22 protein-coding genes, 1 tRNA gene and 1 riboswitch are annotated in these 22,576 nt (G+C 64.0%); of the genes, 14 read left to right on the top strand and 9 right to left on the bottom strand.

Going from position 1 to position 22,576, the window contains the following annotated elements:
* Positions 1-146 precede the first annotated feature (146 nt).
* From purH to HNW77_RS02110, 9 genes are all read left to right on the top strand, one after another.
* The gene (gene purH / locus HNW77_RS02150; RefSeq protein ID WP_172154951.1) at positions 147-1,727 is read left to right on the top strand and encodes a bifunctional phosphoribosylaminoimidazolecarboxamide formyltransferase/IMP cyclohydrolase; all 1,581 of its coding nucleotides are present in this window, start codon (positions 147-149) and stop codon (positions 1,725-1,727) included.
* Positions 1,728-1,822: 95 nt separating this feature from the next.
* On the top strand, positions 1,823-2,593 hold the full coding sequence (locus tag HNW77_RS02145; protein WP_172154949.1) for a hypothetical protein: 771 nt from the start codon (positions 1,823-1,825) through the stop codon (positions 2,591-2,593).
* Positions 2,594-2,716: 123 nt separating this feature from the next.
* Positions 2,717-3,058: an AtpZ/AtpI family protein gene (locus HNW77_RS02140; protein WP_172154947.1), complete on the top strand. Its 342-nt coding sequence runs from the start codon at positions 2,717-2,719 to the stop codon at positions 3,056-3,058.
* 12 nt (positions 3,059-3,070) lie between these two features.
* Positions 3,071-3,820, top strand: coding sequence for a F0F1 ATP synthase subunit A (locus tag HNW77_RS02135; protein WP_172154945.1), 750 nt, complete (start codon positions 3,071-3,073; stop codon positions 3,818-3,820).
* A 60-nt stretch (positions 3,821-3,880) separates the two neighbouring features.
* Complete coding sequence (locus HNW77_RS02130; RefSeq protein ID WP_003616715.1) at positions 3,881-4,105, top strand: ATP synthase subunit C family protein; 225 nt, start codon at positions 3,881-3,883, stop codon at positions 4,103-4,105.
* Between the two features lie 16 nt (positions 4,106-4,121).
* Positions 4,122-4,736, top strand: a complete 615-nt coding sequence (locus HNW77_RS02125) for a F0F1 ATP synthase subunit B family protein (protein ID WP_172154943.1) — start codon at positions 4,122-4,124, stop codon at positions 4,734-4,736.
* A 30-nt stretch (positions 4,737-4,766) separates the two neighbouring features.
* Positions 4,767-5,261 (top strand): F0F1 ATP synthase subunit B family protein, encoded by a 495-nt coding sequence (locus HNW77_RS02120; protein WP_172154941.1) that lies wholly within the window; start codon positions 4,767-4,769, stop codon positions 5,259-5,261.
* 21 nt (positions 5,262-5,282) lie between these two features.
* Entirely contained in the window at positions 5,283-6,038 is a 756-nt protein-coding gene (locus HNW77_RS02115; RefSeq protein ID WP_172155080.1) for a glycosyltransferase family 2 protein, read from the top strand.
* A 12-nt stretch (positions 6,039-6,050) separates the two neighbouring features.
* Positions 6,051-7,721 carry an ArnT family glycosyltransferase gene (locus HNW77_RS02110; RefSeq protein ID WP_172154939.1) on the top strand — a complete coding sequence of 557 codons (1,671 nt, stop codon included), beginning with the start codon at positions 6,051-6,053 and terminating at the stop codon, positions 7,719-7,721.
* A gap of 146 nt (positions 7,722-7,867) precedes the next feature.
* On the opposite strand, the gene HNW77_RS02105 is transcribed toward HNW77_RS02110, so the two are convergent.
* On the bottom strand, positions 7,868-9,640 hold the full coding sequence (locus HNW77_RS02105) for a porin family protein (protein WP_172154937.1): 1,773 nt from the start codon (positions 9,638-9,640) through the stop codon (positions 7,868-7,870).
* Positions 9,641-10,119: 479 nt separating this feature from the next.
* Positions 10,120-10,359, bottom strand: a complete 240-nt coding sequence (locus HNW77_RS02100) for a hypothetical protein (protein WP_172154935.1) — start codon at positions 10,357-10,359, stop codon at positions 10,120-10,122.
* Between the two features lie 171 nt (positions 10,360-10,530).
* Between HNW77_RS02100 and HNW77_RS02095 the strand changes: the two genes are divergently transcribed.
* Positions 10,531-11,040: a DUF2721 domain-containing protein gene (locus HNW77_RS02095; protein WP_408886751.1), complete on the top strand. Its 510-nt coding sequence runs from the start codon at positions 10,531-10,533 to the stop codon at positions 11,038-11,040.
* Between the two features lie 69 nt (positions 11,041-11,109).
* Here the strand turns inward: HNW77_RS02095 and HNW77_RS02090 are convergent, their stop codons facing one another.
* The 7 genes from HNW77_RS02090 to HNW77_RS02060 form a co-directional block, all read right to left on the bottom strand.
* Entirely contained in the window at positions 11,110-12,045 is a 936-nt protein-coding gene (locus tag HNW77_RS02090) for an ABC transporter substrate-binding protein (RefSeq protein WP_408886753.1), read from the bottom strand.
* Between the two features lie 97 nt (positions 12,046-12,142).
* Positions 12,143-12,239, bottom strand: a riboswitch (TPP riboswitch).
* A 54-nt stretch (positions 12,240-12,293) separates the two neighbouring features.
* Positions 12,294-13,505, bottom strand: a complete 1,212-nt coding sequence (locus tag HNW77_RS02085) for a cytochrome b (protein ID WP_172154933.1) — start codon at positions 13,503-13,505, stop codon at positions 12,294-12,296.
* Positions 13,506-13,629: 124 nt separating this feature from the next.
* On the bottom strand, positions 13,630-14,013 hold the full coding sequence (locus tag HNW77_RS02080; RefSeq protein WP_172154932.1) for a hypothetical protein: 384 nt from the start codon (positions 14,011-14,013) through the stop codon (positions 13,630-13,632).
* A 161-nt stretch (positions 14,014-14,174) separates the two neighbouring features.
* Positions 14,175-14,251 (bottom strand) — tRNA-Arg (locus tag HNW77_RS02075).
* A gap of 91 nt (positions 14,252-14,342) precedes the next feature.
* Complete coding sequence (locus tag HNW77_RS02070) at positions 14,343-14,516, bottom strand: hypothetical protein (protein WP_172154931.1); 174 nt, start codon at positions 14,514-14,516, stop codon at positions 14,343-14,345.
* Positions 14,464-17,757, bottom strand: coding sequence for an efflux RND transporter permease subunit (locus tag HNW77_RS02065; protein WP_172154930.1), 3,294 nt, complete (start codon positions 17,755-17,757; stop codon positions 14,464-14,466). The genes HNW77_RS02070 and HNW77_RS02065 overlap by 53 nt, the downstream gene beginning before the upstream one ends.
* 49 nt (positions 17,758-17,806) lie before the next feature.
* Positions 17,807-18,637 carry an SDR family NAD(P)-dependent oxidoreductase gene (locus HNW77_RS02060; RefSeq protein ID WP_172154929.1) on the bottom strand — a complete coding sequence of 277 codons (831 nt, stop codon included), beginning with the start codon at positions 18,635-18,637 and terminating at the stop codon, positions 17,807-17,809.
* 93 nt (positions 18,638-18,730) lie between these two features.
* Here HNW77_RS02060 and gmk point away from each other — a divergent pair, with 93 nt between their 5' ends.
* The 4 genes from gmk (at position 18,731) to HNW77_RS02040 (ending at position 22,561) form a co-directional block, all read left to right on the top strand.
* A complete protein-coding gene (gene gmk, locus HNW77_RS02055) occupies positions 18,731-19,393 on the top strand; it encodes a guanylate kinase (protein WP_172154928.1) in 663 nt (220 codons plus the stop codon).
* 229 nt (positions 19,394-19,622) lie between these two features.
* A complete protein-coding gene (locus HNW77_RS02050; protein WP_172154927.1) occupies positions 19,623-20,864 on the top strand; it encodes a multidrug effflux MFS transporter in 1,242 nt (413 codons plus the stop codon).
* A gap of 120 nt (positions 20,865-20,984) precedes the next feature.
* Positions 20,985-21,770 (top strand): MlaE family ABC transporter permease, encoded by a 786-nt coding sequence (locus HNW77_RS02045; protein ID WP_061275567.1) that lies wholly within the window; start codon positions 20,985-20,987, stop codon positions 21,768-21,770.
* Positions 21,767-22,561, top strand: a complete 795-nt coding sequence (locus tag HNW77_RS02040; protein ID WP_130730860.1) for an ABC transporter ATP-binding protein — start codon at positions 21,767-21,769, stop codon at positions 22,559-22,561. The genes HNW77_RS02045 and HNW77_RS02040 overlap by 4 nt, the downstream gene beginning before the upstream one ends.
* The last annotated feature ends 15 nt before the right edge of the window (positions 22,562-22,576 follow it).

Raw genomic sequence — 22,576 nt, 5'->3', positions numbered from 1 at the left:
ACGTTTTGATGTTTTTTATAATATCTGTTCCAAAAAACCTTTTAAAGAGCCAGCCATAACATTTCGCTTATTGCCCATTCCGGCGCGGTTGGACTAATCCAACCCGCATTGGCTCATTTCCAGCTTGCGTGAAAGGTCACTTGCAGATGACCCCCCCCACCACCGTGCCGGTCCGGCGTGCCCTGATTTCCGTGTCTGACAAGAAGGGACTGCTTGATCTGGCCCGCGCGCTTGTCGCCCACGGGGCCGAGATCCTGTCCACCGGCGGCTCCGCCCGCGCCCTGCGCGAAGCGGGCATTGCCGTGCGCGACGTGTCCGAGCATACCGGCTTTCCGGAAATTCTTGATGGCCGCGTCAAGACGCTGGTGCCGCAGGTGCATGGGGGCATTCTGGGCCGGCGCGACCTGCCCGCCCATGTGCAGCAGATGGAAGAGCACAGGATTGCCCCGATCGACCTCGTGGCCGTCAACCTCTACCCGTTCGAGGCCACCGTGGCCTCTGGCGCGGGGCCGGAGGACTGCATCGAGAACATCGATATCGGCGGCCCCGCCCTGATCCGCGCCGCCGCCAAGAACCACGCCCATGTGGCCATCGTGACCGACCCCGCCCAGTATGGTGAAGTGATCGCGGCGCTGGAAAATGGCGGCACGACGCTGGACCAGCGCACGAAGCTGGCAGGTGCTGCCTATGCCCGCACCGCAGCCTATGATGCCGCCATCGCCGCATGGTTTGCAGGCCAGGAAGGCGAGGTGCTGCCGCCGCGCATGATCCTTGCGGGCGAAAAGCGCGAAAGCCTGCGCTATGGCGAGAACCCGCACCAGAAGGCGGCCTTCTACACCGATGGCTCGACCCGTCCCGGTGTGGCCACGGCCACGCAGGTCCAGGGCAAGGCGCTGTCCTACAACAACATCAATGACACCGATGCGGCGTTTGAGGCGGTTGCGGAATTCGATGCGCCCGCCGTGGTCATCGTCAAGCACGCCAATCCGTGTGGTGTCGCCACCGCCCCCACCCAGGCCGAAGCCTGGGACCGTGCGCTGCGCTGCGATCCGGTCTCGGCCTTTGGCGGCATCGTGGCGTTGAACCGCACGCTGGAAGCCGAAGCCGCCGCGCGTATTGCGTCGATCTTTACCGAAGTGATCGTAGCACCCGATGCCACGGCCGAAGCGCGCGAGATCCTGTCGCGCAAGAAAAACCTGCGCCTGCTGCTGACCGGCGCGCTCCCCGACCCCGCAGCCGGTGGCGTGGTGGTGCGCTCGGTGGCGGGTGGTTTCCTCGCTCAGACGCGTGACAGCGGCCGCATCACGCCTGAGGCGCTGAAAGTCGTGACCAAACGCGCGCCCACGGCCGCCGAGATGGCGGATCTCATCTTCGCCTTCCGCGTGGCCAAGCACGTCAAGTCGAACGCCATCGTGTATGTGAAGGACCAGAGCACGGTGGGCATTGGCGCGGGCCAGATGAGCCGGGTGGATTCCGCGCGCATCGCCGCCACCAAGAGCGCCGATGCCGCGAAGGAAGCCGGCATCGACCACCCGCTGACCCAGGGCAGCGTCGTGGCGTCCGATGCGTTCTTCCCGTTTGCCGACGGGCTCGAGGCCGCGATTGCGGCAGGGGCCACCGCCGTGATCCAGCCCGGCGGCTCGATCCGTGATGACGAGGTGATTGCCGCGGCTGACAAGGCGGGCATTGCCATGGTCTTCACAGGTATGCGCCATTTCCGGCACTGATCCGAAGTGAAGGCCCTTGCCTGCGCGGCGGGGATGGAATGAGATGGCACGCCCGGCAGCGTGCCGGTCAAGACAGACGAAAGACGGGTACCCGCATGGACATTCATCGACGTTCCTCCTGCCGCCTGCTCGCGGGCGTGCTTGTTGCTGGCAGCCTGGTGGCGGGTAGTGCCCATGCGGCTGGCAAGGCGGGCGCCCAGCCCCCTTCTGCCGCCCCTGCCGCAACGCAGGTTGCCCCCGTGTTCGACCTTGCGCCGCTGCCCGTAACCAGCGGGCAGCTGGTGCAGTACATCCTCAGCCCGGCAGGGCAGGTGGCAGGGCTGCTGCTGGCCGATGGCACGCAGGTTTTCTGCCCGCAGGACCTGGGCGAGAACCTGCCCGCCATCGCCCGCCCCGGCGAGCAGGTCTCGATCAGCGGGCTCAAGGGCATTGGCCATCCCATCGTGCGGGCCTATGCCGTAACCGGCCCGCGCGGGCAGCGGATTGCCGACGTGCGCCCCGCAAGTGCGCCCGCTCCCTATGATTCGCCCTCCATCGGCCCCGACGTGCCGGTTGATGGCATCGTGCTCGCCCCGCTCTATGACATGCAGGGCAAGGTGCAGGGCGCCATCATGCACGATCACAGCGTGGTGTATGTGGGCGAGGCCAACGCCACCCGCCTTGCCGCCTGGCTCAGGCCGGGTGCCAGCCTGCACGCCATCGGCATTGGCGTGAGCGGGGAGCGCGGCACCGCCATCAACGCGCGTGAGATCGGCCCGGACGTGAACCAGGCCATCCATATCGAGCCCGCCGATGCGCCGCCGCCGGGCGCCTTTCCCGGCAGCGCGGGGTATGACGTGATTCCGGGCAGCGCCACGGCGCAATAAAGATGCGCCGAACGCACAACCGATAAAAAAGATGCAGGGGAACCTGTTTGTTTGCCACCCCTTGCTTGACAGGTTATTGCAGCCCCGTTAGCTACCGCCTGCACCCTCAAGGAGGTGCGAGAAGTGGATAAGGATAACGATCCATCCGGCGAGTCCTTCAACCGGCGACTGGAAGCGGCCCGCGAGCGCATCAAGCCCCGCAAGGCCGCTGAACGCGATACGGGCGGGACAATGTCCGATCTGGGCCTGGTCATCAGGTCGGGAACGGAACTGGTGTCGGCACTTGTGGTCGGGGTTGGCATTGGCTGGGGGCTTGACCACTGGCTGGGCACAAAGCCCTGGTTCCTCATCGTCTTCTCGCTTCTTGGCGGTGTGGCGGGTGTACTTAATGTCTGGCGTCTTGTCAGGCCCGATGCCATAAGCACTAAGGCAGACGGGCCGGATGGCGGCCCCGGACGGTTATAGGGAAGAACGAAGTTGGCGGCCGGATCATCTATCGACGCGCTCGGTCAGTTCGAGCTCCATCCAGTTCTGGGTGCATTGGGCGAATCCCTGCGGTTCAGCCAGTCCCCCATGATGATGATTGTCGCCGCCTTGCTGGTTCTGGCGTTCCTGTACGTGGGCATGCGGCCTGCTGCGGTGGTGCCCGGTCGCCTGCAGGCCGCAGCCGAGATGTGCTACGACTTCATCTACAACATGGCAGTCGACACCATCGGCGTGGAAGGCAAGGCCTTCTTCCCCTTCGTGTTCACGCTGTTCTTCTTCATCCTGGCCGGTAACTACCTCGGCCTGCTGCCTTTCTCCTTCGCCTTCACCAGCCATATCGCCGTGACCCTGGCGCTGGCGCTGATGGTGTTCTGTCTCTCGATCATCGTATCGCTCAAGGTGCAGGGGGCGAAGTTCTTCGCCCATTTCATGCCCGCAGGCGCGCCCAAGGCGCTGGCCCCGCTGCTGATCCCGATCGAGATCCTTTCTTTTCTTTCGCGTCCCGTGAGCCTGTCGATCCGTCTGTTCGCCAACATGGTGGCGGGTCACGTGATGTTCGACATGTTTGCCGCCTTCACGATCATGCTGGCCGGTCTGGGCTTCTTCGGTGAAATCATCGCCGTTGGTCCCGTGGTCATCAATATCGCGCTGATGGCACTCGAATTGCTGGTTGGTGCCTTGCAGGCCTATGTGTTTGCAATCCTGACCTGCATCTATCTGAGGGAGGCGGTGGCCCACTAACAGGCCGCATCCGCTTCCATCTATTTCAATCCAGAACGTCTGAAACAAGGAAAACAAGACATGGATATCGCAGCAGCCCGTGAAATTGGTGCCGGTATCGCCGTTATCGCCCTCGCTGGCGTTGGCATTGGCCTGGGTAACATCTTCTCTACGCTGGTCAGCAGCATCGCGCGCAACCCGTCCGCACGCCCGCACGTGTTCGGCCTTGGCATGCTGGGCTTCGCCCTGACGGAAGCCGTGGCCCTGTATGCGCTGCTGATCGCGTTCCTGATCCTGTTCGTCTGATACGCTGGAGGCGAACATGGCGCGCGCCGTGATGTATAACAACATCCGAAGGGCGAAGTCGTTTGTGGCTTCGTCCGCGCTGGCTCTGCCGCTGATGGCCATGGCAGCCCCTGGCGCGCGCGCCGAGGGCATGCCCCAGCTTGATTTTGGCAATCCTTATGTCATCGGTCAGGTGATATGGGGCGCTGGCATTTTTCTGGTTCTCTACCTGCTGCTGAGCCGTTCGGCCCTGCCCAGGGTGGAGAAGGTTCTCTCGCTGCGTCGTCAGACCATCGAGACCGACCTTGGCATCGCGCACAAGGCCAAGACCCGCGCTGATGAAGCCGTGGACGACCTGCACGCCGCACGCCGCAAGGCGCTGGCCGATGCACAGGCCAATGTGGACAAGGTTGTCGAGGAGGCCCGTCTGGCCGCCGCCCGGCAGACCGAGGAAATGAACGCACGCCTTGCCGCCGAGATCAGCGATGCCGAGACCCGCATCGCGCAGGCCCGGACGCAGGCGCTGGCTTCCGTTCGCGAGATTTCCACAAACACGGCGGAAACGCTGATCAATCAGTTATCTGGCATTGCCGCCCCGGCCGATTACGTGACGGCAAAGGTCGGTTCTGCTGCGGCAGCACGTGGTCTCTGACCCGCTGCCCAAGACAGACAGGTCATAATCATGTTTCATGATCCCCGTTTCTGGTCGGCTGTTGCCTTTGTCCTGTTTTTCGTCCTGTTCGGGCGTTCACTGTGGAAACCCCTGGTGAGCGCGCTCGACGGGCGGGCAGAGCGCATCCGTGCCGAGCTTGATGAGGCAGCCCGCCTGCGCCGCGAGGCCGAGCAGATGCTGGAGGACGCAACGCGCGACCGCGAGGCGGCACTCGCCGAAGCCAAGGAATTGGTCGAGCACTCCCTGCGTGAAGCCGCGAACATTGCGGAAAAAGCCCGCAAGGATGCCGAGGATATTGCCACGCGGCGTGAGCAGATGGCCAAGGACCGCATTGCTTCGGCCGAGCGTTCCGCCCTGCGCGAAGTGCGCGAGACGGCGGTTGACATTGCCATCGAGGCCGCCCGCGAGACGCTGGCCGCCAGCCTGCCTGCGGATGCTGATGGCAAGATCATCGACAAGGCGATCGGCGACCTGCCGACTGCCCTTTCCAAGCGCGCTGCCTGATTGTCTTTGCAGCCGCCCGTCATGAAGGACAGCCATAACGGGGCGGACTCACGCCCCGTTTTGTCCATTATTGCTGCCGTGCTGAACGAGGGCGGCAATATCCGCCCCCTGTGCCAGGAAATCGCGGCCGTGCTCGACCGCCTGCCCTCGGCTGAAATCATCTTTGTCGATGATGGCAGCACGGACGGCACCGTGGCCGAGCTTGAAGCGGTCCGGCGCGATGGCATCCTGCCGCAGTTGCGCATTCTCAGCCATGATGTCACCTGCGGCAAATCCGCTGGCCTGCGTACCGGCGTTGAAGCCGCGCGGGGCGAGTGGGTGATCGTGCTTGATGGCGACGGGCAGGATAATCCCACCGACTTCATCAACATGCTGGCACTGTGCCAGCAGGGCAACGGGCGTGCCCCCCTGGTGGTGGGCGTGCGCACCAAACGGCGCGATACCCTGTCGCGCAGGCTGGCGTCGCGTTTTGCCAATGGCCTGCGCCGCCGCCTGCTGGATGATGGCTGCCCTGATACGGGGGCCTCGCTCAAGGCATTCCGGCGCGAAGATTTCCTGCCGCTGCCGCAATTCGAGGGGCTGCACCGCTTCCTGCCTGCCCTGATGGGGCGGCGCGGCGTGCCGCTGGTGTGCATGCCGGTGCATCATCGCAACCGGCTGCATGGGTCCTCCAAATACACCAATTTCAACCGGGCGATTGTCGGCATCCGCGATATACTGGGTGTCATGTGGCTCAATAACCGCGCCAGGATACCGAAACGCGTTACCGAACGCTGAAGGGACCGTGCCATGACGCGCCTGACACTGCGCCACTATGTTTTTGTGGCGCTGTCCGTGTTTGTCCTGTTCCTGCCCGGGCGGGCCTCGCTGCCGCCGCTGGACCGTGACGAACCCCGCTACATGGAAGCCACGGCCCAGATGCTGCATAGCGGCAATTACGTCGATGTGCGCTTTCTCGATCAGCCCCGCTACCTTCAGCCCGCTGGCATTTACTGGCTGGAGGCGGCTGCCGTCAGCCTGACCGGCATGCAGGACCGCAACGCTACCTGGCCCTATCGGATTCCCTCGCTTCTGGCCGTAACGGCGGCCGCTGTGCTCACGGCCTGGATTGGTGCCGCCCTGTTTGGCCCGCAATGCGGCCTGCTGGCGGCGGCCCTGCTGGCTGTTTCGGTGCTGATGACCGCCGAAGGCCGCATGGCCACGATTGACACCACGCTGCTTTTGTTCGTGCTGCTGGCGCAATGTGGCCTGCTGCGTGCCTATCTCGACCGTGAGCGCGATCTGGCCACGCCGCTTGCGGCGGCCCTGCTGTACTGGATTGCGCTGGGCTGCGGGCTCATGCTCAAGGGGCCGGTGGTGCTGATTCCCGGCTTTGGCACGCCACTGGCGCTGGCGCTGGTGGAGCGGCGCATTGACTGGTGGCGCCGCCTGCGCCCGGCCTGGGGCTGGCTGCTCATGCTGGCCATCGTGCTGCCGTGGTGCATTGCCATCGGGGTCATCAGCCATGGTGATTTCTTCTCGCGCGCGGTGGGGCGCAATTTTCTGGGCAAGGTGGCGAGCGGGCAGGAAACGCATGGCCTGCCGCCGGGCTATCATCTGGCCGTGTTTGCCCTGGCCTTCTGGCCCGGCTCGCTTTTTGCCGCCATGAGCCTGCCTTTTGTGTGGGCGCAGCGTTTTCAGCCGCATGTGCGCTACCTGCTGTGCTGGATCGTGCCGCACTGGCTGGTGTTCGAGGCCATTGCGACCAAACTGCCGCATTATGTGCTGCCGACCTATCCGGCCATTGCCATCCTCACGGCTGCGGCGGTGGTCTCGTTTCCCACGGAGTGGGCATGGCCCCGCGCCCTGTGGGCCCGTGGCCTGCTCGCGGCCTATGGGCTGATCTGGTTTACGGTCGGTTCCGTGCTGGCCTTTGCTGGCCCCGTGCTGCTGTGGCGCATGGAAGGCACGCTGTCGCCTGCCGCCATGCTGATCCCGGCGGGAGCGCTGCCGGTTTTGGGGCTGTCGGCCTATATGATTTTGCACCGTGAGGTGCTGCGGGCGGTCATGGCGGCGGTTGCTGCAGCGGTCATTATCCATGTCGGGCTGTTTACGACCGTCATTCCGCGCTTGCAGACCATATGGCTCAGCCCGCGCCTTGCTGCCATGGTCGATGCCCACCGCCCCTGCGGGCGCGAGAGCATTGTCGCCTCGACATCGGATTCAGAACCCAGCCTTGTCTTTCTGCTTGGTGAGAATACCCGGTTGATCACACCTACGGCAGCGGCTGATTTCCTGCAGCAGAACCAGAAATGCGGCATGGTGCTGGTGGGGGCGCGTGAACTTGCGGCGTTCAGCACCCGCGCACTGCAAGATGGCCTGGACCTGCATGAACTCGGGCAGCAGGCGGGGCTGAACTATTCAACCGGCAAGCATCTGCAAATCGGGCTGTATGTGGTGATGCCGCCGCCGACACCGTAACGGATAAAAGTTTTTGGGGGCCGCCTTTTTTCAAAAAGGCAGCGTTTTTGGTGAAGCTTTTTGAAAAAAGCTTCACCAAAAACTTCTGTAAAAAAAAAGCGCTGCGCGGGTTCTGCCCGGCAGCGCTTTTTTTGTGGGAACGGATCTCAGAACAGCAGGATCATACCGCCCGAGGCACTGTTGTCGCTTTCCTTGTAGGGGCCGTGGGCGGCGGAACTGGTATGGGCGTATTCGGCCACCAGGTTCAGCCAGTCGGTCATCTTGTAGTAGGCGGCACCCACTTCGGATTCATTGCGGCGCACGAGATCGGGATCTTTCTCGCCCGGTGCCAGATACAGGTTACTGACACCATAGCTGCCCACGAGTTTGAACTTCTTGGTGAAGTTATACATCATCTGGACATAGTAGCCTTCCGATGCGCGCTTGCGGCCATTGCTGGCCACGCCATCAAAGAACAGGCCGGTCGTGCCAAGGCCGCTGCCGCGATAGTAGTAGCCCACGAACTGTGCCGCGCCGTAGGTCAGCTTGGTGCCGATTTCGCCTGCTTCCGCCGTCACGCCGTGTTTCTGGCCGGGGACGACGGACACATCCGCCGTGCTGGTCGAGGTATAGGGGAAGCGTGTTACCCCATCGGCTTCAAGCAGGAATGTGGTGACGTTGCTGGTGCGGCTTTCGGTCAGGTCCTGCTGGTGCTGTGTCAGGAAACTGGCCCAGATACGCGCCGTAAGCCCACCGACCTTGAAGTCGTACGTCACCTTGCCCTGGATCATGGGCGAACTGTGCTGCGTGGAGGACGCCGAATAGGCATTGCCGTTGGCATCGTCACCCGAGAAATCGAACTCATCAAGCGGCTGCAGGATGCCGATCGTGCCCTGGAAGCCCTTGATGGTGGGCGACTGGTAGGAAATCTGCGGAATCCAGTCGGCATACACGTAACCGACGCCAATGCGGCCAAGCGAGGTATTGCCCGGTGCCGAGTTGCTGCCCGTCGAGCCGACACTGAGCAGCGTTGCGTCATCAAGAATGGCGTCGCCACCAAAGATGCCAAGGTCACGACCGATCTTGAACGTGCCCCATTTCTTGTTGCCCGCCGTCACGTAAACCTGACGAAAATCGATGCCGGCGGTGCCAAGGCCCACCGGGCTGCCGCCGGTATTGGCGTTGAAGGCGCCGTTCTTGGCGTTGTCGATGCCGGGATACATGCCCATCACGGCGGCAAGGTCGATGCCGTTCTGCGTGGTCGAGAGCTTGAGGATCAGGCCCGCGGGCAGCAGGCCGTTACGCAGCGCCGAGGAATCGAACCCGCTCGACCCTGACGAGACGCCGCCCGCCACCGGCATGCCGCCAGCAGGGCTGTTATAGGTATAGAAGCCGTTGATGAAGCCCGAGAGATTGATGTCGATCGGCCCGGCCTTGAAGGTCAGGCCCTTGCCGGGCACGTATTTTTCCATCCGCACCAGCGACATGCCGCCGCCAAGCCCCATGGAATGCTGGGCCGCAAGCCAGGTGGACTCGGCCGAGGCCGCGCTGGCCTGCGCGCTGGCCGCCGCCTGCTGCGCCTGGGCCAGCACATAGTCGGGGTCCATGCCGTTGCCGCCAATCTCGATCTGGCCGGGGGGCTGGACCGCCTGGCCCATTGCAGTGCGCATGGGTGCATGGGCGGCCTGCGTGCCCATGTGGCGCGCGGCGGGCACGTATTGCTGCGTGCGGGCGGCACTGGTCGCCGCCTCATGCACATGTTGCAGGTGATGGGCGAGCAGGCCGCGATATTCACCCTGCGTCAGGCTGCCCTTGGCCTTCAGGATATCGAGAAGTTCACTATAATCGTCAGCCCATGCCTCATCGATGCAGGCAAGCGATGTGCCCCCGCTTGCCATAACAACCACCGCGCCAATACGCGCCAATTTTCCTGCCGACATAGTATTAAACTCCCTATGCGCATTCCTGTTGTATAAAACCCGGCGGGTCAATGGCCCCTGCTGGCGGCTGCAGGGGGCAGGACAGCGGCCACAGGGTGCAGGCGCGTGCAGGGACTTCTCCCCCCATGGTGGGAGAAACAGGGCGTGCAGGGCAGGCTCCGTTATGGATTCGTTGGTTAATCTTCCTTTTTTTTCATGCAACGTTCAAAAAATGGTCATAACGGAACACATGTGCGTTTTCGATCTTGTGGTGTGCGACAGGGCAGTACGTCATGATGCCTGTTGGACCTGGACAGTCCGGTTTCGCAAGGCGTGTAAAGATCCATCAAACAATCGTGTGCGGCCCCGTTGGTCGTTTCTGTTCAATAAAACGGCATGAGCAGACGCATTGCTGGCGCGGGAATACACAGTAGAACCTCACAAAGCTGTGTTTGTATTTTACTAACTTATTTCTTGACCGTCTCTTCCATGCCCACCGTTCAGGCCAGCAGGGTGCGCGCCTGCCGCCAGGCCTGCTCCAGCGCATCGACCATGGTGGGGGCGGGCGCGGTCCAGTCCTGCGCGGCCTGCCCGGGCACGTCGAGGCGCGCGTGCCAGCATTTGGCATCGGGCGCACCGGGCAGGCGCTCGATATGGATCCCCCACGGGGCGGGAATGCGCGACAGCACGCGGGCCAGCCTTTTCTCGGGGGTGAGCGGCGTTGCGTAATTATGGGACATGGGTGCCTCCTTTTTTCCAAAAAGCTTTCCCCAAAAAACGTCCTTATGCTTGCAGGATGTTTCGGGAACGGGCTTTTCAAACAGCCTTGGTGGCGCAAGTCTGCCCCTTGACGGGGCTGCGGATAACCCCAAAAAACGCACGGTTGCCCGCAGCCAAGGATATGCCTGCCCGTGTCCACTTTTCCCGGCCTTGTGCCTGATGAATCTGTTGATGGCGTTGCCCACCTGATCCAGACGGCGCTGACGCCGGTGTTCATGCTGTCAGGCATCGGCACGTTGCTCAACATGTTCAATACGCGGCTCGCGCGCGTCAGCGACCATATCGAGATCGTGCGCGACAAGCTGGAAAATGCCGATGACAAGAAGGGCAGCGAAAGCACCGCCGTGCTGCTGCGCCGCCTGACCCACCTGCATTACCGCACCCTGCTGCTTGATGCCGCCATCCTGTTTGGCGGCGTGGGCGGGGCTTCGGCCTGCGGCTCGGCATTCGCGCTGTTTCTGGGCAGTGTGCGCGATTCCGCCATTGCGTGGTGGCTGGTGCTCATGTTTGGCAATGCGCTGGTGTGCACGGTCATTGCGCTGGGCATGTTTCTGGGCGACAGCATCGTCGCGTGGCATGGCCTGCGCGTGACCACCTTCCTGCCGCACAAGCAGGAAATGCTCGAGAGCCAGGTCGACTGAAAACAAAAGACGTTCTTGGTAAGGCTGCCTTCTGGCAAAAAGGAAGTCCTCCAAAAACCTGTGTTTTTATCAGGGACCAGCAGGATCAGACGGGTCCAGCGCGTACTGCCCGAGCGCAATGTCATGCGTCATCAGCCCATGCGCGTGCAAAAAGGCGGCAAAGGCCTCATAGCGCGGCCGGTTGAGCAGGGCGGGCTGCTTGCACAGGCGTGGCAGCGTGGCCTGCCAGGCCGCGCGGTTGAGCGGCGTATCGAGTTCCGGGTGGTCATGAATGGCCTGGGCCAGAATGGTGTCGGGGTGGTTGATGAGCGTGTTCGTGCCCTCGGCCAGCGCCTCCATGAACGCTTTCACCCATGTATCATGCCCATGGGCGCGGGCTGCGAGAAAGATCAGTTCATCAGAGATCGGCACGCCATGTTCCTCGGGGTAGAAGGCGGAAACCCTGATCCCCTTCTGTTGCAGGTCAAGCAGTTCATAGGTGCGCACGGCGCCGATCACGCCATCCACCGCATGGCTGATCAGGGCCTGTTCAAGCTGGAAATTGACATTCACCTGCCTGACATCGTTTACGCCAAGGCCCACTGAATGCAGCATGGCGTCAAGGGAGGCATCATCCACGCCGGGCATGGAAATGCCGATGGTCTTGCCCTTGAGTTCCGCAAGGCCGTGAATGTCAGCGCCAGTAATCAGCACGTTCAGCGGCGTATCGATCAGCGTGCCCACGCGCACCAGTGGAATGTCCTGATCCGCCAGCATGCCAAGCTGTGCCTGATAGGATACGGCCAGATCGGCCTGCCCTGCCGCCACAAGGCGCGGGGGTGAGCCGGGATCGGCCGGGGCAATGAGTCTGACATCCAGCCCATGGCGGGCAAACGCCCCGCTGTACTGCGCGGCCAGAAGGCTGGCATGGTCGGCGTTGAGGAACCAGTCCAGCACGACCGTGACCGGCTGCCCCGCAGCCAGGGCGGGTTGGGTCATGAGCGCGCAGGCCACAAGCGCCATCATGCCCGGCGCATGCCTGAAAATATGCATGGTATGAAAGCTCCCCTGCCAGCATGGATGTGGAACACGCGGCAGGCAGGGAGCGGTATCATGGCCCCGTGGCGGGGCCGTGCTGTCTCCCTTCGCTGGCATGACCCAGATCAGGTTCAACGGGTATGATCTCAGCCCATCGATGAGGGGCACCCCGGTCAGGCGGCACAGTGTGGGCAGGCGCGGCTTGCGTCAAGTCACAGATGCCCGAGCGTGCGGGCTTATGCGGTGGGCTGGCGCATTTCACGCCGTGCGCACAGCGGCAGCAGCACGAGGAAGTAGCTGAAGTAGTAAAGGGCCGCGATCCGTCCTGCGATCATCCAGCCGCCTTCGGCATGGTGGCGGCCGACCAGCCCCATCATCACGAAGGCGATGACCAGCCCCGCCATGCCCATGCGGCAGGCCGGTCGCTCGCGCGCCGAGCGGATGGGCGAGCGGTCAAGCCACGGCACCACGAACAGGATGAGGATGGAACCCGCCGCCGCCAGCAGCCCGCCGAATTTGGAGGGCACGGATTGCAGCAGCCCGTAAAACGGCAGGAAATACCATTCCGGCTCGATATCGGCAGGCGTGTGCATGGGGTTGGCGGGGCGGTAGTTTTCCGGCTCGCTCAGCAGGTCGGGCCACAGGAAGGCGAGGGCCACGAACACCAGCGCGAACAGCACGAGCCCGGTCAGGTCCTTGGTGGTGTAATAGGGGTGGAAGGGCACGCTCTCCTTCGCGGGCACGGGCCTGCCGCTGGGGTTGTTCGGCCCGCTGACATGGAGCGCCGCCACATGCAGCCCGACCACCGCCACGATGGCGAACGCCATGACGAAGTGCAGCACGAAGAAGCGGTGGATGAAGATATCCCCCAGCGTGTCGCTGCCTTCCATGATGTGTTCAAGCGTGGGGCCGATTCCCGGCACGGCGCCCACTGCCTTGCCCGCCACGTCAGCGCCCCAGTACGACATCTGCCCCCATGGCAGCACGTAGCCCGCAAAGGCCGTGACCATGACCATGAGCAGCAGCCCCAGCCCGCTGAGCCACAGGATTTCGCGTGGCTGCTTGTACGAGCCGTAGTACAGCCCGCGGAAGAGGTGGATATAAAGTGCCGCCATGAACAGGCTGGCCCCCGTCATGTGCATCGCGCGCAGCATCCACCCGCCGGGCAACTGGCGCTCGATCATCTCGACCGATGCGAACGCCCCGCCGGCCGTGGGGGTGTAGTTCATGGCCAGGAAGATGCCGGTGGCCAGCATGAGCACCAGCACGGCGGTCAGGATCGCCCCGAAATTCCACAGCGCGTTGAGGTTCGCGGGCATGAGGAAATCGATATATTCCTTGCGAAACCCGCTGATGACGGGAAGCCTGCGGTCAATCCATGAAAGGACGCCACCTGATGCAGGTTGCGCAGGTGTGGGGCTATGTTCGGGGAGGCTGGGCCCGCTCATTCTCGGTTCCTGAATCAGACGACGGAAAAAACAGCCCCGAGTGTAGCAGCCCGGCGGGAGACGGGCACGCCCTCTTTTTCATCAGGTGGCGGTCGGGTGGCATGATTTTATGGTCCGCAGGTCATTACGCACCCATACCGGCCTTCTGCACGGCCCGTGCGCACAGGTCGCGGCGCTGGGGTATGTCGAGATCCGTCAGCCGTGCGCGCTCGGGGGTTCCGGGGTGCAGCACGCCTGCCGTGCCATAGGCGTAATCCATGTTGCCTTTTTCATCGGGCGGCACGGCGTTGGTCTTTTCAATCAGCGCGACCAGCAGCGGCGTTGCCTCATCATGCTGCGCAAGCCCGTTACCGATGCAGAAATTGAGGTACCCCGCCAGCCGCGCGCCGGGTGTCGCCGCCAGGATCGCCTGCGGGTTGGGGGCGGCATCCTGTGCCATGGCGGCAGGCAGGCCCGCCATCAGGCCAAGCGCGGTGAATGCACCCATCACGACTGAACGGTAGCCCATTGCCTTCATCCTTCATGCCAGGGCGCAGGCATGACCTGCCCCGCGCTACGCCGTAGAACCGCGCGCAGCGGGTGAAGTTGCATGAAGCAAAGATGCAATAACGCAGGCCATCAGGGCTATCCGCCCATGTGGCATCAGGTCTGATGATATTTTAAGGAAAGTGGCGCACCCGAAAGGACTCGAACCTCTAACCCCCAGATTCGTAGTCTGGTGCTCTATCCAGTTGAGCTACGGGTGCGCTGTGAGGCGGTTTCTAGCCGAGGTGCTTGCACCCCGCAAGCCCCTTTTTTCGCTTTGGGAAAATTTTTTTGGCGGCCTGAAATGCCGTCTCAGGAATGACCTGCAATCATGAAAAAGTTTTTGGCGAAGCTTTTTTCAAAAAGCTTCGACAGAACGCCGCCTTTTTGAAAAAAGGCGGCACCCAAGAACTTTTGATTTTTAAACAAACGCTTATCGCCGCATCCGCGCGCGCAGGCGCTGGCCCAGCTGCCGCGTTCCCACACGGATGCGCTCCATGTACAGATAGATGACCGGCGTGGTGTAGAGTGTCAGCAACTGGCTCATCATCAGCCCGCCTACCACCGTAATGCCCAGCGGGCGGCGCATTTCCATGCCGTAGCCGCCATTGGTGATCAGCGGCACGGCGCCAAGGGCTGCCGCAAGCGAGGTCATGAGAATGGGGCGGAAGCGCTGGATGCACGCCTCGCGTATGGCGGGGGCGGGGTCCATGTTCCGGTCGCGCTCGGCATGCAGCGCGAAATCGACGATCAGGATGGCGTTCTTCTTCACGATGCCGACGAGCAGGATCATCCCGATCATGGTGATGAGCGAGAACTCCTGCCCCAGCGCCCAAAGCGCGAGCACCGCCCCCACCCCCGCCGAGGGCAGGGTGGACATGATGGTCAGCGGGTGGATGTAGCTTTCATACAATATGCCCAGGGTGACGTAGATCGTGACAAGGGCCGCGAGGAAGATCAGCACCTCGTTGATGATGGCGGACTTGAACTGTGCTGCCTGCCCGCTGAAGCCGCCATGGATGGAGGGTGGCACATGCAGCCGGATCATGGTGTCCGCAATGGCGGCGGAGGCATCGCTCAGCGCCATGCCGGGTGCGAGGTCGAAGGAAATGGCCGCCGAGACGAACCCGTCCTGGTGCGAGACGGTGATGGGCGTCACACGCGCCTCAAGCCGCGCCACATCGGAGAGCGGGATCATGGTCTCGGTGCTTGACGAGACAGCCGACCCGTTCGAGGCCCCGGCCCCGCCCGCCAGCCGGTTGGCGATCTGGTTGCGAAAGGATTGCTGGCTGAGCTGCGTGCTGCGGCTGGCCTGCGTGGTGGTGGTGGCGCGCGCGCGCACCGTGTTCGATACCGTACCCCCGCCCGCACTCCCGCCGGAGGTGGAAATGCGCATGGAATTGAGGATCTCGGGGCTGGTGCGGTACGCATCCGCCACCTCCATCACCACATGATAGGTGGTAAGCGAGGTGGAGATGTTCGATGCCGTGCGCTGGCCAAAGGCATCATACAGCGTGTTGCTGACCAGTTGCGGCGTGATCAGGTACCGTGCCGCGAGGTCGCGGATGATGTCGGCATGGATGGCGGCGCCATTGTTCATGACATCGGTGGTGACATCACGCAGCACCGGGTTCGTGCGCAGCGTCGCGGTCAGGATCGGGGCCCATCTGTACAGGTCATCGGCGTTGTCGCTGGTGAGCTGGTAGCGGTAGGCGCCCTCCTTCTGCCGCCCGCCGCCGCCGCTGATGTCACCGGCCGAGAACAGCGATATGTCCAGCCCCGGTATGGCCTCGAGGCGGTCATGCACGCGCGCGATCATGTCATCTATGGTGTCGCGGCGCTGCGCGCGGTCATGCAACTGCGCAAAAGCCTGCCCCTCGATGTTGGTATCGCCTGAAAAGGCCACGACCTCCTCCGTGTCCGGGTCGGTGGAGAGCGCGTTGCTGATGGCGCGGATCTTCTCCTTCATGGCAGGGAAGGAGGTGGTCTGGTCCGCGCGGAAGAAGCTCATGACCATGGCCACGTCCTCCTTGGGCAATATGCCCTTGGGCATGAGCACGATCACGCCGATCATCACCGCAAGACTTGCCGGCAGGGTCAGGGCGGTGATGACGTGGTGGCGCAGTGCCACATCAAGCGTGCGTTCGTAGGCGCGCAGCAGGTGCTGGTATCCCGCCTCCAGCCAGTCGCCTGCCTGGCGCGGCCACCGCCGCCACCATGGCGCGGCGGGGGGCAGGGGGGCGATCTCGCCCACTTCAAGGAACAGGCTGCACATCATGGGGGTGAGGCTCAGCGCCAGCAGCAGCGACACCGTGACCGTGATGGCCAGCGTCATGGAAAACTCGAAGAACACCTTGCCCGGCGTGCCCGCCAGCAAAAGCAGCGGCAGGAATACCGCGACAAGCGAGATGGTGATGGACAGCACCGTGAACCCGATCTCGCGCGAGCCCCTCAGTGCGGCCTCGCGCCGGTTCAGCCCGGCCTCCATGTGGCGGGCGATGTTCTCCAGCACCACGATGGCGTCATCCACCACGAAGCCCGTGGCGATGGTCAGCGCCATGAGCGAGAGGATATCGAGCGAGAAGCCGAACACCGCCATCAGCGCCAGCGTGCCTGCCAGCGAGATGGGCACGGTAATCGCCGGGATCAGCGTCGAGCGCAGCGTGCGCAAAAAGACCAGCACCACCCCCACCACCAGCACCACCGAGGCCAGCAGCGTCCATTTGGTATCGGCGAGCGAGGCGCGGATGGTGATCGAGCGGTCCATGACCGGGCTCAGCGTCACCCCGCGCGGCAGCGCCGTGCGCAGGGCGGGGATGCGGGCCTTGATGTCATCGATCACGCGGATGACGTTGGCCCCTGCGCGCGGGCGGATGATGGCCATGACCGCCTGATGCCCGTTGAGGTAGCCGATCTGGCGTTCGTTCTCCACGCCGTTGCGCACGGTGGCCACATCGCTCAGCCGCACGGGGCGGGTGTCGCGGTAGCCGATCACCAGGTCACGGTACTGGGCGGCAGTGCGGGCCTGGTCATTGGTGGCCAGCATGGTGCGCGTGGTGTCGTTTTCGATGATGCCCTTGGGCGTGTTGGCATTGGCCGCGGCCAGCGCCGAGCGGATATCCTCGAATCCCAGCCCGTATTTGAACAGCGGCCACGGGTTGATGTCCACCCGCACGGCGGGCGCGGAACTGCCCGCGATCTCGACCCACCCCACCCCCTGCACCTGCGAGAGCAGGGGCTGGAGGCGGGTCTTGGCAATGTCGTACAGCTCCGAGACCGGCTGCGTGTCCGATGTCAGGGCCAGGATCAGGACCGGGTTGTCGGAGGGGTTGGCCTTCCAGTACTGCGGCTGGGACTGCAAGGTGGCGGGCATGTCGGCGCGGGCGGCGCGCAGGGCGGCTTCCACGTCATTGGCGGCGGCGTCGATATTGGTCGATTCATTGAAGATGAGCAGGATGAAGGCGCTGTCCTGGCTTGAATCGGATTCAATCGAACTCACCCCCGCCACCTGCCCCAGCCTGCGCTCGAGCGGGGTGGTGACGGAACTCGCCATCTGCTGGGGCGAGGCACCGGGCTGGGTGGCCATGACATAGATGACCGGCACTGCGATGTTGGGCAGGTCGCCCACCGGCAGCAGCCTGTAGGCGAACACGCCGGAGAGCAGGATGGCCAGCGCCATGAGCGTGGTCGCCACCGGGCGCAGGATGAAAACGCGGCACAGGTTCACGGCAGGCTTCCGTTGCCCGTGGCCGTTCCGCTGCTTCGGGGGGTCGTGTTCATGAGGATGGGGGAGTATCCGGCATCAGCCCGGTTTCGGGCATGGTGCCCGCCTGCCCCGCAGGCTGGCGGAAGTAGTAATGCTCGGCAATCGAGATGGGCAGCAGGTCCATGAAGCGCGAGCCCGCCGCCAGCCACCACGGGAAGGCGATGCGCCGCTTGCCGCGCGCAATGCCCGACAGGATGGCGCGCACGGCATCACCCGTCTGGGTCAGGCCGGGCATGTGAAAGCTGTTCTGCGCGGTCATCGGCGTGGCCACGAACCCGCAGCTCACGCTGGTCATGACAATGCCCGCGCGCTTCATGTTCGCCCCCGTCGCCACCATGAAGCGGTCCACCGCTGCCTTGGAAGCACAGTACGACGGCGTGCCCGGAAACGATACCAGCCCCGCAACCGAGGCCATGGCGCAGATGCGCCCGCGCACCCCGTCAGTGCCGCGTGGCTGGCCGCGCATGACATGCAGCGCGGGCAGCACCGTGTTCAGCACGCCATCGACATTGGTGTCGAACATGCGGCGGATCTGGGCATCGGGCTCATGGGGCGCATCCGCCCCGCCCCGTGTCGAGGCGGTAATGCCCGCCCCCGCGAATACGAGGTCGAGCGTGCCTGCCGTCGTGATCCACTCTTCCATGCCGGCCGCGTCGCGCACGTCCTGCACCTTCAGGCGCGCATCCGCCCCGCGTGCGATGCAGGCGGTGGCCACGGCCTCGAGGTTGCGGGCATTGCGCCCGCCAAGGTGCAGCGTGCGGCCAGGGCGCGCGAGGGCAAGGGCGAGGCCGCGCCCGATTCCGGACGAGGCGCCTGTGATGAGTATCGAATCCTGTTTCATATTCGCAGAATACATACACCCTGTTAGAACTGCGCTACCCCGTTTGCCTACCCGGCCTGCATTCGCACAGGACCGCCGACTAAGGAGAGCCGCATGAGCCAGACCGTCCCCCCCACTCGCCCAACCCCCGTGGCGCCGGTCAGGCGCAGGGGGGTCTGCCTGGTCATTTCCGCCCCGTCGGGTGCTGGCAAGTCCACCATTGCCAATGCCCTGCGCGCCTCCGAGCCGCAACTGCTGCACTCGGTCTCGGTCACCACGCGCCAGCCCCGCCCCGGCGAGAGCGATGGCGTGCATTACCATTTTCGCAGCATGGATGAATTCAACCGCATGGCCGGAGCAGGCGAGATGCTGGAATGGGCCACCGTGTTCGGCCGTGGCTACGGCACGCCGCGCGCCCCTGTCGAGCAGGCACTTGCCGAGGGGCGCGACATGGTGTTCGACATCGACTGGCAGGGCCACCGCCAGATCCGCGCGGCGTTGCCTGATGACGTGATCAGCCTGTTCGTGCTGCCGCCCTCGATCGAGGAACTCGAGCGCCGCCTCACGGGCCGCGCCTCCGACGAGGCCGATGAAATCGCACGCCGCATGCAGGCCGCGCGTGACGAGATCTCGCACTGGAACGAATTCGATCACGTTATCATCAATTCCGACCTCGATCAGGCCATCGCCGAGGCCCGCGCCGTGCTGGTCGCAGCCCGCCTCGAGCGGCACCGCCAGGTGGGGCTGATCGACCTCGTGGCCAGTTTCGGGGTGTGAATCCGGGCTTTATCGCGGGGCGTGAGGGATAAAGTTTCGGCGCGGCGTTTTTTTCAGGGAAAGCGACGGTATCGACGTTTTTTGCAAGAAGCGTCGCTACCAGACCTTTTCCGGCACGCAATGCATGTGTTGCATGCAGCCATTCCGCATGGACAATATGCCTGAAATACGGGGATATGCACGAACGGCGCCGTCTTGTGCCGCTGTTTCTGTCCTGCCGTGGATTCCCATGCCCGCCCGTAGCCGTCGTCCCTCTCCTGCCATGCCGTTCTGGATGATCGCCCTGCTCGGGCTGCTCACGGCCATCGGGCCACTGGCTACGGATATGTACCTGCCCGCCTTTCCGGTCATGGATCGTGAACTCGTGGGCGGGCATGCGGGCAGCAGCCAGGTCACGCTGGCCGCGTGGTTTGCGGGGCTGGCACTGGGGCAGTTCAGCATGGGCCCCATTTCCGACCGGCTGGGCCGCAGGGTGCCGCTTCTGGGCGGGCTTGTGTTCTTCATCATCGGCTCGGCGGGGTGCGCGCTGGCCGGGGGCTTCGGGCTGTTCTGCCTGTGCCGGTTCATCGCGGCCCTTGGCGGGGCGGCCTGCGTGGTCATTCCGCGCGCCATCGTGCGCGATGTGGCCACGGGGGCGGCAGGCGCGCGCATCATGTCGCAACTTATGCTGGTGTTTGGCGTCATGCCCATCCTTGCGCCGTCGCTGGGCAGCCTCGTGCTTTCGTTCGGGCACTGGCGCTGGATTTTCTGGATCGCGGTGGGCTACGGCGCGCTGGGCCTGGTTACGGTCATGGCAAGCCTGCCCGACACCATGCCGCGCGCGCGGCGCATTGCCTTCTCGCCCACCGGCATGATCAGCCGCTACGCAGGGCTGGTGCGTGAGCCGGTGTTCATGTCGAGCGCGCTGATCAACAGTTTCTCCTCCTTCGTCATGTTTGCCTACATCACCTCGGCGCCGATGGTGTTCGAGCACCTGCTGGGCTTTACGCCGGGGCAGTTTGGCGTGTTCTTCGGGCTCAATGCCGGGGTGTTCATCGCCTGCGCGCAGGTCAACGGGTGGCTGGTGCATCATATCGACCTCTCGCGCCTGCTTGACTGCGGTATCGTGGCCATCATCATCGCGGCCTGTGCCTGCCTGGCCCTGTCGCTGGCAGGCGTTGCGGGGCCTGCGCACCCGCTGCTGGTTTGCGGGCTGGTCAGTTGCATTACCGGCAGCCTTGGCTTTATCGGGCCGAACGCCACGGTGCTGGCCTTTACCCATCATGGCCACCAGGCGGGCAGCGCCTCGGCGCTGATGGGCACGATCCAGTTCTCGCTTGCAGCGGGCAGCGGCTTCATTCTGGGCCATGTCACCTTTCGCAGCCCCACGCCGCTGGCGGTGGTGGTGATGGCGGGCGTGTGCTGTACGGTGGCATGCAATATCTGGCGGCACGCCAGCGCGCGCCGGGCACGGGCGACACCTGCGACCTGAAGCGGCCCGGCGGGTCATGCGCTTTCGCTTTGACGTGGGTGGCCTGCCGCGCTACGGCAGGGACAGGCCTGCCACGCCCTCCATGTGGCCAGGTCCTTATCCTTACGTGCGGGAGGCAGGGTGAACGGCATTCTCGATTTTGTTGCCGGGCTGGGCAGGGCCGTTCTGGACATGGTGCGCATGGCCGGAAAGGTGGCGCTGTTCGGGGCCGTGGCGCTGTCGCATGTTGTCCGCCCGCCGTTTTACTGGCGCACGCTGTGGGGCTCGCTGGTCGAGATCGGGTATTTCTCGCTGCCCGTGGTGGCGCTGACCGCCCTGTTCTCGGGCGGGGTGATCGCGTTGCAGTCCTATACCGGCTTTGCCCAGTACCATGCCCAGAACGCCATTGCGGGCATCGTGATCCTTGCGGTCACGCGTGAACTCGGGCCGGTGCTGGCAGGGCTGATGGTGGCGGGCCGCGTGGGGGCGGCGATGTCAGCCGAGATCGGCACCATGCGCGTGACCGACCAGATCGACGCGCTGACCACGCTTTCCACCAACCCCATGAAATACCTCGTCACACCAAGGCTGGTGGCGGGCACGCTGGCGCTGCCCTTCCTGGTGCTGATTGCCGACATACTGGGCGTGCTGGGCGGGTTTACCGTATGCGTGATGAAGCTGGACTTCTCGGCTTCGGCCTATATCGCGGCGACCATCGCCTCGCTCAAGGTGATGGACGTGACGGTGGGGCTGGTGAAGGCGGCGATCTTTGGTTTCCTGATCACGCTCATGGGCTGCTACCATGGCTACCATAGCCGCGGCGGCGCCGAGGGCGTGGGGGCGGCGACCACGGCGGCAGTGGTGGCGGCGTCGATCCTGCTGCTGACCTTCGATTACCTGCTGACGGATGTGTTCTTTTCGCAATGACAGACCCGACCCCCAAGATCCGCATTCGCGGCCTGAAAAAGGCGTTTGGCCCCAAGGTGGTGCTCGATGGGGTGGACCTTGATGTCATGGGCGGCACGTCGTTCGTGGTCATTGGCGGCTCGGGCACCGGCAAGTCGGTGCTGCTGCGCTGCATCCTTGGCCTGATTACGCCCGATGCCGGTTCCATTGAGATCGACGGCGTGGACGTGACCACGCTCACGCCGCGCCAGCGCGAGCCCTACATGGCGCGCATCGGCATGCTGTTCCAGAACGGTGCGCTGTTCGACAGCCTGAGCGTGTGGGAGAACGTGACCTTCGGCCTTACCGCCGCCGCCCGCATGGGCCACGGCCCGCGCCTGACCCGCGCCCAGTCGCGCGCGCGGGCGGGCGAACTGCTCGAGCAGGTGGGCATGGACCCCGCCGTGGGCGCGCTTTCGCCCGCCGAACTGTCAGGCGGCATGCAAAAGCGCGTGGGGCTGGCCCGCGCCATTGCCGCCCGGCCCGAGATCCTGTTCTTTGATGAACCCACCACCGGGCTTGATCCCATCATGGGGGCGGTGATTGACGGGCTGATTGCCGACTGCGTGCGCAAGCTTGGCTCCACAGCCATTGCCATCACGCATGACATGGCCTCCGCCCAGCGGATCGGGGACAGGGTGGGCATGTTGTACGAAGGCAGGCTGATCTGGCAGGGGCTGCCCTCCACCCTGTTTGATAGCGGCAACCCCGTGGTGGACCAGTTCACCCACGGCCGTCGCGAGGGGCCGATCAAGGTGGATGTAGGGAAATAACTGAAAAGACAAAAG

The organism is Komagataeibacter melomenusus, assembly GCF_013155395.1.
Lineage (GTDB): Bacteria > Pseudomonadota > Alphaproteobacteria > Acetobacterales > Acetobacteraceae > Komagataeibacter > Komagataeibacter melomenusus.
The sequence above is the reverse complement of the archived record's forward strand: the minus strand, read 5'-3'. Positions and strand labels throughout refer to the sequence as shown.